The following is an 11,339-nucleotide window of genomic DNA, read 5'->3' as shown; positions in this document are numbered from 1 at the left end:
GGAAAGCCTACGGCCTCCTTCGCACAACAGAAGACTTTAAAGAAGGCGTAGATGCGTTCGTAGAAAAGAGAAAACCAGTTTTTACAGGGAAGTAATAAAATGAGAATCACCGGCAGCCTCTGCCGGTGATTCTCATTTTAGATCAAGAAAAGTCGCTTTAAATCATGTTTGATTCAGGGAATTTAATAGAACGATATGGGAAGGATTGAAGGTATGCAGTTAAAAAAGGGTTTTGAAAACAAGAAAGGTTTATTAAGTCATTTAAATATAAGAACGGTTAGTGCAGGAACGCTGGCAGCAATTTTTGGCTGTACTGGTCCGTCGCTAATTATAATAAACGGAGCATCAAATGGTGAATTAACTCAAACACAAATGATTTCTTGGTTATTTGCCATATATTTTTTTGGTGGGATATTAGGAATAATCATCTCCGTAAGAAATAAGCAGCCGATTGCTGGTGCTTATTCAATTCCAGGTGCAGTACTTGTTGTAGGTTCACTGTCAAACTATTCTTTAAATGAAGCTGCTGGTGCTTATTTGGCAGCAGGTCTCATTGTCTTTATGTTAGGGATAACAGGGGTTATTGGTAAAGTTATGGACTGGATTCCGGTTCCAATTGTTATGTCAATGGTAGTTGGAACAATGATTAGTTTTGGGACTGAGATGATTGCATCCCTCGAAAAAGCACCAATCATTGCAGGTTCATCCATCCTCGTGTATCTTCTCTCATTCCGTTATATAAAAAAATTCCCACCTATTTTAATATCATTTGCTGTTGCTATCATTTTATCGGTTTGGATGGGAGAATTCCAAGTGAAAGATGTGAGTTCCGTTTTTGTCGTTCCTCAACTAGTGACTCCATCATTCAATATTGATGCGATTATTTCAATGGGCATCCCACTTGCACTTTTAGTAATTGGTGCTGAAAACGCCCAGGCTACAGGTGTGTTAAACACCCAAGGATATAAACCACCGGTTAATGAGATGACGATTTTAAGCGGAATTGGCGGGGGGATTACGTCTTTTTTTGGAGGTCATAATGCGAATATTGCAGGATCAATGACAGCAATCTGCGCATCAAAAGAAGCTGGTCAAATGGAAGGAAGATATGCAGCAGTGGTTGTATGTGGTGTGTTATTTTCTACCTTTGGATTGTTTGCAGGTACAGTCATGCCTTTTGTAGCTGCAATGCCGAAAGTATTAATCAGCACTGTTGCAGGACTGGCTATGATGGGAGTTCTTTTAAGTTCATTACAGGAAGCGTTTTCTAAACCCCAATTCCAATTTGGTTCATTTTTTGCCCTTATCATTGCGATGTCAGGAGTCCATTTTTATGATATAAGCTCTCCATTCTGGGCGATATTGGGTGGTGTTGCTGTTTCACTAATTATTGAAAAGCCTGATTTTAAAACCCTCATTGTTCAACAAAGTAAAAATAGTACAGATTCTAACGTTTCTCAAGGAGTTTGAAATATATAATAAACATTCAAGTACTCCATTCGGGGTAGATGAACTGGAAATCTCAAGTGCCCTTCGGGGGGAACCGTTGAAAGTCGTTCATTGTGAGACGGTAGATATCGATGTACCGGCTTATGCGGAAATAGTGTTAGAAGGAAAAATTCTTCCGCATGTTCGAGAGCCTGAAGGCCCTTTTGGAGAATTCCCAAAATACTATGGACCACGCAGTGACAAAGAGGTGATTGAGATTACGGCTGTCACTCACCGTAACAACCCTATTTTTTATACCATTGTCCCTGCGGGTTACGAACATCTTTTGCTTGGTGGTATCCCTCATGAGGCAAGTCTCTTTCAGAGCATTCGACAGACCGTTCCATCCGTAAAAGCGGTTCATATGATCCCTGGTGGTACATGTCGGTATCATGCCATTGTTTCCATTAATAAAAGAAATGAGGGTGAAGCTAAAAATGCAATTATAGCAGCACTTGCTAATAGTTTTGATATTAAACATGTCGTCGTAACGGATGAAGAGATTGATATTTTTAATATGGAAGATGTGGAATGGGCAATCGCAACCCGCTTTCAAGCAGACAGAGATTTAGTGGTAGTTCATGAAGCACAAAATTCGAAGCTTGACCCGTCAACACGCAATGGAGTGGGCTCGAAGATGGGATTTGACTGTACAATCCCCTTAGACAGTAAAGAAATGCGATACTTGCGAGTTCAAATTCCCGGCTACAATGAATGTAATCTAGATAATTACATAAATCCTGATAAATAGATTCAATCAGTTCACCTTGAAGGAGATATAGACTTCTAAAAAATATGAAAAAATTGTGGCTGACTCAAAAGGCTTAGTGCTTGACCTTTTGGTGTCAGCCTTTTCAACATGGGTAATCAAAAAAATACTTCACTCATTTCCTACAAGTTATCATTCATATTCTCCTCTATTCAATGTGAATGTAAGCAAACCTGTACAAAAAGTATTAGTCAAACTTTTGAATTCATGTTGAACAGTATGCCTTTGATTCACTGGGTAAAAAAGACCTGCAAAGTCTGTTGAAAAATAAGTGGATTTATGCTTTATTTTTTCCTTTAAAACCACTATCAAAACAACTAAACTACCTTTTCTAGATGGAATTATAAGGAACAGGAAGCCTAGGTTTTTTTAATAATGAACCTTGGCTTGTTTTTAGCAGTTTTAATAGATTCAATATAGGTACATTGTTTGTACTAAGAAAAATATTGATATGAGGAAAGTGAAATATTGAATACCAAAAGTAAGTTATCGATTATTATGTCTGTTAATAAATTTAAACATGCATTCTTAATTTTAAAATCATTTTTTGAAACATCACTCTTCTATCATATGTTATTTTAGTAAAGTAATATAAAGCGAGGGGGTATTCATGATGGAAGGTATAGGGAGTTTAAAATTGTCAGCAGAAATTGAACAGTCTAGGGAGTAGATTCAGAGGTGTTTAAAATATGCATCATGGGGTGCAAAAAAATAGAAAATATGTATTAAGCTGATATTTCTATAGTTGGGTAGCAGTGAAGGGTGACTACTCGATTGTAAATCTATATCTTATTGAATAATCGTAAAGGGTGTGGGGGGCTTTGGAATCAACTGACTCAAGGATAATACCCCAACAGCCTCCATGCTAAAAAACCAAAACTGGCCTTTCTTAGAATAAAAAAAACGAATCAAAAAGACATTTAGAATAAGATAAGCACAACTCAAGGGAAAAAGGAGAGATGTAAAATGAATTTAGGTACATTATTCGATTTTGCAGTTGAGCGCTACCCAAACCATATCGCTTTAGTTCAAGACCAAAAACGCTATACTTATGTCCAATTACAACAAGAAATAGAAAAAATTGCAGCCTCTTTGCAGCGTCTAGGCATTCAGAAGCAGGATCGTGTTGTAGTCATCTTAAAGAACCGAGTTGAAAATGTAATCATTTATTGGGCATTACAAAAACTTGGTGCGATCTATACTCCGCTTAATGACCGATTATCCACTAAAGAGGTCGAGTATTGTGTAAACGATGCTGAAGCGAAAGCTGTCGTCTATGAATCAGCCAGTCAAAATGCCGTATTAGGATCGAACTTTTCTGAAAGGCCAATTTTGATAGGTGATGAGAATTATATTGGTGTAGATATTTCTTATCCTGAACTAGTAGGCCGAAGCCCAGGTAGCTATCAAAAGCCTACTTTAGATGAAAATGATATTTCGATCATGTTATACACGTCAGGAACAACAGGACGTCCAAAGGGAGTACCACGTACCCATAGGAATGAATATTCCTCAGCGATGGCACATATCGTCCAAAACCAGTACAAGATGTGGGAAAGTACACTAGGAGTAATGCCGCTTTATTATACAATGGGCGTTCGTTCACTGCTTACCATGGCGTTATTAAATGGAAAAATTGCTATTTTGCCAGACTTTGATTCTGGAGATGCTCTTGAGATTATTTACAGAGAAAGAATCTCTTCCCTTTATTTAATCCCTACGCTTTATCATGATATGCTAACACATCCAGACTTCAATAAATATGACCTATCCAAGCTTGAAAAAGTTGGATATGCAGGTGCTGCAATGACCACTACATTAGTAAATCAATGTGTGAAGTTACTTAAACCAAAGGTATTTGTAAATCATTACGGCAGTACAGAAGTATATACGTTTTCTATTTGTCCTAATGTATCTGAAAAGCCAGGCAGTGTAGGTAAACCAGGTATTCACCAAAATCTTCGTATTGTAAAAGCAGATCCCGACGGTCGTTCTACTCCCGAAGATATAGTTGGGAAAAAAGAAATTGGTGAAATAATTTCAAATTTAGATTCCATTGAAGCATTTAAGGGGTATTGGAATCGCCCTGATGCTACTGTTAAAGCGATGCGCAATGGTTGGTATTTTACAGGAGATATTGGTTTTCTTGATGAAGACGGCGATTTATTCGTTGTTGGTCGGCTTGACGATATGATTATCTCTGAGGGAGAAAATATTCATCCATTAGAAATTGAAGATTGTCTGTCACAACATCCAAACGTTTTGGAAGCTATTGTTATTGGAGAGCAGGATGATCGATTGGGACAAATCATATCCGCCTATATTGTCTCTAAAAACGAAACGGTTACAGCACAAGAGTTAGATGAGTTTTGTAAAAGGTATCCTAACATGTCGAACTATAAAAGACCAAGAAAGTATACATTTGTTAAGGAAATGCCAAAAAGCCCCGTTGGAAAAATCCTACGCCGAAAATTACGTGAGGGTGATTTTGAGGCACTACAAAATCAAAGCGATTCTGTAGGCTGATATAAAATAAATCTCTCCGCTGAGAGTGTTGAAAAAGATGTATTTTCTAACTCTAGTGAAAGTGGTTAAATTTTTATAACTCTCATCTTAAAAAATTAAAACTAATTATTTCTGAATATTTTTATAATAAATTTACATAGAAGTAAAGAGGTGTCCTATGGCAGAGCTGCTAATTGTTGATACAGACCTAAGCTGTATAAGCAATATTCGTCATATTGTTGAAAATAGCGACTATAACTTTCTTCGTATTTATGAAGCTAATAACGAACAACGGGCTATGATGATGCTTAAACAATCCCGTCCAAGTGCGCTTATAATGGATGTTTCACTTCCGAACATGGATGGCATAGATTTTGGGAAAAACGTACTACTTATCTATCCAGACTTACCCATCATTGCAATTACAGGGTTAAAAATGTTTGAAATCGTCCAATCAGCCATTAATGCGGGTTTTTCAGCTTATTTATTGAAACCGCTTACTAAAAACCAGCTTTTGAACATATTCGATCGTGTTTTAAGACCAATAATTAAAATGGAAATAAGTCAGACGATTAAAAATGAAGGTGAATTCGAATTAGATTTAAGAAAACCGATTCAAAGTGCCGTACAATACATTCAGTTACATTACAATGAATGTCTTACTCTTAAAAATATTGCTGATAAGGTTTATTTAAGCCCATCCTACTTTAGTAAATCTTTTAAGGAAGAAATAGGGATGACATTTGTAGAATACTTATCTTGGATTCGTGTTCAGAAGGCAAAAAATATGTTAAGAATGATTTCACTACCAATTGATGTTATTGCTAATAACACCGGTTTTGCAAATTCCAGTTACTTTGCAACAACATTCAAGAAAATAGAAGGAAAAACTCCAACTCAGTATCGAGAACATTTTTTCTGGGAAAGAAAAAAAGATATCAATTGAAAAAAATATTTTTTCACTTTGGGAGGGGTGGTTATGATTACCATAATAAATGAGATGGACAGGTGTGTCAGAGAAAAGAAAAGAGGAATTCTGGCCACTGTCATACGTGTCGAAGGTTCAACCTACCAGAAAGAAGGGGCAAAATGTTTTTTTGCTGAAGATGGAGAGTTAATAGGCTTATTAAGTGGAGGATGTGTGGAAGGTGATGTCCTTGAGCACGGAAAAGAAGTTTTACAGACAGAAAAACCCAAAAAAATCCATTACGATTTCAGAGGCGAAGAAGACCAAATTTGGGGCTTAGGTGTAGGGTGTAATGGAGCCATTGAGATTTTTATAGAGCTATTTGATCCTGTTGGTCAACATGAAAGAAGCAAGTTAATGAGAGAGGCTTTTACAACAAGTCAGCCCATTATCATAGCAACCATAACTCGTGATGAAGAAGAATCTAAGATCGGTGAGAGATGGGTTCACTCCAATTTACAAATTGGGAAACCAATGGATCTCAAGATGAAAGATAACAGTGAAGTCTTCTATGACCATATTACGCCGGTTCCTACCCTTTACATATTTGGTGCAGGACCAGACGCTGTTCCATTGGTGAAGACGGTTAAAAATTTAGGCTGGACTGTAAATGTATTAGATCATCGACCGGGCTTTGTAAATAAAAGAAATTTTCCCTTATCCGATGAATTAATATGCTATGAACGAGACCACCCCGCTTCCGTTCCATTAAGTGAACATAGTTATGCTATTGTGATGAGCCACAATTTTACTCAAGACCAATTGGTTCTAAAATCGTTGTTACATTCATCCGTAGCCTATATCGGAGTGTTAGGACCAACAACTAGAACAAACCAGTTGCTCCAACCGATAATGAACGGTTTCACTATTGATGAAATACAGTTAAACCGTATTTATAGTCCTATAGGCCTTGATATTGGTGCAAAAACTCCAGAGGAAATTGCTATCAGTATTGCTGCAGAATTGGTTAATGTTCATCGTGGTGGTAATTCGATGCATTTAAAACAAACGAAGGGTAAGGAACTTTTGTATACCTCTAGAGATCATAGGAGAGTGATTGCTTATCAATGATAAGAATCATGAAGTCTGGGGGATCATTTTAGCTTCGGGCTTTTCAACCAGAATGGGTACTCCAAAAATGCTTTTGCCCTATCAACAAAAGACACTAGTTCTTCATGTCATCGAAACGTGTTTACACTCAGTACTTGATGGGATGGTTGTTGTGATAAATCCAAAAGTGAATGGGTTGTTAGAGGCGGTATCTGTTCCTGGTATAAAACAAGTGGTAGAGAATCATGATTCACATTTAGGTATGTCTACTTCGATTAAAGTCGGACTGGAAGCTTTACCCCAACAAGTAGAGGCCATGGTTATTCTTTTAGGCGATCAGCCTGAAATGGATGAAGGCTCAATAAACAGAATTGTTGAAACCTACCAAGTAAAGAATAGGCCATCCATCGTTCAGTCGGTTTTTTTAAACAACGAGAAGGGGCATCCTGTTTTATTCAAACGAGATATGTTTCATCATCTTTTACAGGTAGAAGGAGATAGTGGTGGAAAGTCCGTCATTCAAAAGTTTAGCAGGGAAGTTGTATATGCACCAATGAATCAGCACATTATTCCTGATGTTGACACAATAGACGATTATCAAAGATTGATTAAAAAGAGGGGGGTTGTACATGACAAAGGTAATAGGTAAGTCTGCTACGAGGGTGGAGGACAAACGGCTACTAACCGGTCAAGGAACTTATATTGATGATCTTGGTAACACAACAAATACAGGCTATGCTGCAATTTTACGTAGTCCACATCCTCATGCTTATATAATATCCATAGACGCAACCGAAGCGGTAAAAATGCAGGGAGTAAAGGGAGTAGTAACCGGTCAAGACATAAAAGACCATGTAAAACCATTTAGTGTTGGGGTTACGGCACCAGTTAAGTATTTTCCTCTTGCCATCGAAAAGGTGAGGTATGTTGGAGAACCTGTTGCCATTGTAGTTGCCAAGGATCGTTATACTGCCGAAGACGCAATGGAAAAGATTAAAGTTTCTTATAAACAATTACCAGCCATTGTAGATATTGAGAAAACGGTACAAGAGGATGCACCGATCTTACATGAAAATGTTGGGTCGAATATCGCCAATCATCGTCAATTCCATTATGGAGATGTAGACAAAGCCTTTAAAGAAGCAGATCATATCGTCAAGCATAAATATAAGTTTCCGAAATATACGGCTACCCCTGTTGAAACATATGGAGTGGTTGCAAACTATGATTCTGCTCATAATCAGTATAATGTTCATGCTAATTTTCATGGACCCTTTATTATTCAGGCAATCATGGCTCAATCCTTACAAGTCCCCAGCAATAAATTAAGACTGATCATTCCAAAGGATATTGGGGGAAGTTATGGAATAAAGGCAGGGCTTTTCCCATATATCGTTCTTTGTTCCATCACAAGTAAACTTCTCGGCTGTCCAGTTAAATGGATAGAAGATCGACAGGAACATCTTTCATCAAGTGCGAGCGGAACAGATCGCGTGACCTACATTGAAGCCGCCGTCAAAAATGATGGCAAGGTCACCGGTTTAAAAATGAAATTAATGGATAATGTTGGTGCTTATATTCGCGCACCAGAACCAGCCTGCTTATACCGTAACCATGCCAACTCAACCGGGGCATACGATATACCAAATTTAAATATTGAAGCGTTTGCAGTCATGACAAACAAGTCACCTACCGGGTTAATCCGTGGTTACGGGGGACAGGAGCATTACTTTGCCCTCGAAAGAATTATGCAGCTTATTGCAAAAGAACTTTCTTTGGACCACTCTGAAGTGATTAGAAAAAACCTGATTAAAAAACAACAATTTCCATTCACAACAGCTTCGGGTGGAATTTACGACAGTGGGGATTATGAGAATTCATTTGAACTCGCCCTTTTAACGGGGAAATATGAGAACTTTAGAAAAAAACAAGCAGAAGCGCGTAAAAACGGAAAAATTTTAGGTGTCGGCCTTGCATGTATCGTCGAACCATCCGGATCAAATATGGGATATATCACGGTTGCCTTAACACCAGAAGAAAGAGCGAAATCCTTACCGAAATCAGGGGCATCAGAAGCGGCTACTGTTTCAATGGATCCATTAGGAAGTGTAAACGTGCGAATTAGCACTGCACCAACAGGTCAAGGACACGAAACTGTGGCAGCCCAAATTGTATCTGAAGTTTTAGGGATACCAAGGGAACAAATAAATATAATCGCTGAACTTGATACAGCGACTAGTCCTTGGTCCATCGCTTCAGGAAGCTATTCAAGTCGGTTTGCCTCGTTAGGTTCAAGCGCTATTTATTATGCAGCCCAAAAGGTAAGGAAAAAACTTTTTGACATTACCGCCTCTCAACTTGGTGTAGACGTCTCTGAGCTCGAGCTGGGAGAGGGTTTCATTTACGTAAGGGATAATCCTACTAAAAAGTTTCCTATCAAGCGCCTTGCAGGTCTAGCACATTGGAATCCGCTTGCATTACCTGAAGGAATGGAACCAGGAATCTATGAAACTCATTATTATACACCTCAGGCTGCAGAACCGCCGGATGATAACGACCTGATCAATTCCTCTGTCACATACGGATTTGTTGCGGATATGGTGACCGTGGAAATTGATCCGGATACAGCAGAAGTGAAAATAATAGATTATTTCACCGTTCATGATGCTGGAAAGCTTTTAAATCCGTTGATTGCTGATGGACAAATCATGGGTGGTCTGGCTCATGGTGTTGGTGGCGCTTTATACGAGGAATTAGCTTATGACAAGAATGGACAGTTCTTAACGGGATCATTTATGGATTATTTATGCCCAACTGCTCCAGAAATCCCTAATGTAACGATTAAACATACGGAGTCTCCGTCCCCTCTTACTCCTTTAGGAGCCAAAGGCTTGGGTGAAGGGAATACCATGAGTGCACCGGTGGCGATTGCCAATGCCGTAAGTGATGCCTTAGCCCATTTAGATATTATAATCGATGAGCTACCATTAAGTCCTAATCGCATTTGGAAGTTACTCAGTGAGGCAAAGGAAAAAGTGACAGCTCCTTAAACAATTATTCTGAATCTCATAAAAATAGGATTACCGAAGGGGAGGGGAAATATGAAACCACCAAAGTTTGATTACTATAAACCTACCACACTAAAAGAAGCATTGAATCTTTTAGACGAAGCCGGTGAAGATGGAAAGATCATTGCCGGTGGGCAAAGCTTAGTTCCCATTATGAATATGCGACTTGCATCACCCAAGTGCTTAATTGATATTAATGGCTTAACAGAACTAGATTATATTAAAAATGATGAAAATCAAAATCTACTTCAAATAGGAACTTTAACAAGACAAAGTAAAGTAGAAGAATCTGAAATGGTAGCCAATACCTGCGGTCTATTAACCGAAGCAATTACTCAAATTGGACATGTGCAAACAAGGAATAGGGGAACCATAGGTGGAAGCATTGTTCATGCCGATCCAAGTGCCGAGCTCCCGCTTGCCTTGCTAACACTGAACGGTTCAGTGGAAATTGCATCAAAGGATGAGGTTCGAAACGTTAGTGCAGAAGATTTCTTTGTTACTTATTTGACGACAGATATTATGCCTACAGAAATCTTAACGGAGATTAATATTCCAATCATTGGAGGTAGACGAGGGTATTCGTTTCAGGAAATTGCCAGGAGGCATGGGGACTTCGCGTTAGTTGCTGCTTCTTGCTATATGACAGTTGATGATCATGACAAGATTTCATCCATAAGATTAGCCCTTGGCGGAGTTGAGGCCATTCCTTTGTTAATAGAGGATGCAGAAGACTTCATGATAGGGGAAACACTGTCCAATTCTTTGCTAGGAAAAATAGTCGAAAGTGTAGAATTAGCAGTTGAGCCCGAATCAGATCTTCATGCTTCAGCAGAGTATCGAACACATCTTGCTAAAGTTTTAACGAAGCGTACGTTAACACAAGCCTATGAAAGGGCAAGGAGGTAGAGAAATGGGACGTCATCAAGTGGAAGTAACTATTAATGGCAAAGTCTATCAAGAAGAAGTGGAATCACGAATGCTGTTAAGTGATTTTATCCGAGATGTATGCGGACTGACTGGAACACATGTTGGATGTGAACACGGTGTTTGTGGTGCTTGTACCGTACACGTAAATGGCACAGCTGTGAGAAGTTGTCTCATGTTTGCTGTACAAATAGATGGGGACGAAATTAAAACCGTTGAAGGGTTAGAAAATAATGGTGAGTTGACAGGTCTACAGAAAAACTTTGTCGAATGCCACGGTCTTCAATGTGGATTTTGTACACCAGGTATCTTAATGTCTACAACAGATTATCTTGAAAAAAAGCCAGATCCATCTACCAAGGAAATCAAAGAAATGCTTTCTGGCCACTTATGCCGCTGCACGGGGTATGACGGTATCATTAATGCCATCGAGAAAACGATTGTAAATAAAAAAACAGCGATCTCATCTTAAATAGAAAAGGGGAAATAACAAATGACTATAGCAGAGCAAACGTATGACCATATTCGGGTAGAGAAAAATGCAGAAAAACAAACGGCAACAATC

9 protein-coding genes are annotated in these 11,339 nt (G+C 38.6%); all 9 read left to right on the top strand.

Annotated elements, in window-relative coordinates:
• The first annotated feature begins 213 nt into the window (after positions 1–213).
• The 9 genes from ACQKFG_RS28090 to ACQKFG_RS28050 all read left to right on the top strand — a co-directional run bounded on the left by ACQKFG_RS28090 (position 214) and on the right by ACQKFG_RS28050 (position 11,246).
• Positions 214–1,470: a benzoate/H(+) symporter BenE family transporter gene (locus tag ACQKFG_RS28090; protein ID WP_427564374.1), complete on the top strand. Its 1,257-nt coding sequence runs from the start codon at positions 214–216 to the stop codon at positions 1,468–1,470.
• Positions 1,391–2,239, top strand: a complete 849-nt coding sequence (locus ACQKFG_RS28085) for a UbiD family decarboxylase domain-containing protein (RefSeq protein ID WP_427564372.1) — start codon at positions 1,391–1,393, stop codon at positions 2,237–2,239. Before ACQKFG_RS28090 ends, ACQKFG_RS28085 begins: the two co-directional genes overlap by 80 nt.
• A 984-nt stretch (positions 2,240–3,223) precedes the next feature.
• Complete coding sequence (locus tag ACQKFG_RS28080) at positions 3,224–4,783, top strand: class I adenylate-forming enzyme family protein (protein WP_427564370.1); 1,560 nt, start codon at positions 3,224–3,226, stop codon at positions 4,781–4,783.
• 157 nt (positions 4,784–4,940) lie between these two features.
• Positions 4,941–5,708 carry a response regulator transcription factor gene (locus ACQKFG_RS28075; protein WP_427564368.1) on the top strand — a complete coding sequence of 256 codons (768 nt, stop codon included), beginning with the start codon at positions 4,941–4,943 and terminating at the stop codon, positions 5,706–5,708.
• Between the two features lie 33 nt (positions 5,709–5,741).
• Entirely contained in the window at positions 5,742–6,800 is a 1,059-nt protein-coding gene (locus ACQKFG_RS28070) for an XdhC family protein (RefSeq protein WP_427564366.1), read from the top strand.
• Complete coding sequence (locus tag ACQKFG_RS28065; RefSeq protein WP_427564364.1) at positions 6,787–7,428, top strand: nucleotidyltransferase family protein; 642 nt, start codon at positions 6,787–6,789, stop codon at positions 7,426–7,428. Before ACQKFG_RS28070 ends, ACQKFG_RS28065 begins: the two co-directional genes overlap by 14 nt.
• The gene (locus ACQKFG_RS28060) at positions 7,409–9,829 is read left to right on the top strand and encodes a xanthine dehydrogenase family protein molybdopterin-binding subunit (RefSeq protein WP_427564362.1); all 2,421 of its coding nucleotides are present in this window, start codon (positions 7,409–7,411) and stop codon (positions 9,827–9,829) included. The genes ACQKFG_RS28065 and ACQKFG_RS28060 overlap by 20 nt, the downstream gene beginning before the upstream one ends.
• Before the next feature lie 51 nt (positions 9,830–9,880).
• The gene (locus tag ACQKFG_RS28055; protein ID WP_427564360.1) at positions 9,881–10,756 is read left to right on the top strand and encodes an FAD binding domain-containing protein; all 876 of its coding nucleotides are present in this window, start codon (positions 9,881–9,883) and stop codon (positions 10,754–10,756) included.
• Positions 10,757–10,760: 4 nt separating this feature from the next.
• Entirely contained in the window at positions 10,761–11,246 is a 486-nt protein-coding gene (locus ACQKFG_RS28050) for a (2Fe-2S)-binding protein (protein WP_427564358.1), read from the top strand.
• Positions 11,247–11,339 lie beyond the last annotated feature (93 nt).

The organism is Peribacillus sp. NPDC076916 (assembly GCF_050269675.1).
In the GTDB taxonomy this organism is placed as follows: domain Bacteria; phylum Bacillota; class Bacilli; order Bacillales; family DSM-1321; genus Peribacillus; species Peribacillus aracenensis.
Note: the sequence above shows the minus strand (reverse complement) of the source record. Positions and strands in the feature narration are given on the sequence as shown.

Bases quoted from the DNA above. Each gene is read 5' to 3' on its own strand.
- ACQKFG_RS28090 (WP_427564374.1), top strand. From the start codon at position 214: ATGCAGTTAAAAAAGGGTTTTGAAAACAAGAAAGGTTTATTAAGTCAT.
- ACQKFG_RS28080 (WP_427564370.1), top strand. From the start codon at position 3,224: ATGAATTTAGGTACATTATTCGATTTTGCAGTTGAGCGCTACCCAAAC.
- ACQKFG_RS28075 (WP_427564368.1), top strand. From the start codon at position 4,941: ATGGCAGAGCTGCTAATTGTTGATACAGACCTAAGCTGTATAAGCAAT.
- ACQKFG_RS28070 (WP_427564366.1), top strand. From the start codon at position 5,742: ATGATTACCATAATAAATGAGATGGACAGGTGTGTCAGAGAAAAGAAA.
- ACQKFG_RS28060 (WP_427564362.1), top strand. From the start codon at position 7,409: ATGACAAAGGTAATAGGTAAGTCTGCTACGAGGGTGGAGGACAAACGG.
- ACQKFG_RS28055 (WP_427564360.1), top strand. From the start codon at position 9,881: ATGAAACCACCAAAGTTTGATTACTATAAACCTACCACACTAAAAGAA.
- ACQKFG_RS28050 (WP_427564358.1), top strand. From the start codon at position 10,761: ATGGGACGTCATCAAGTGGAAGTAACTATTAATGGCAAAGTCTATCAA.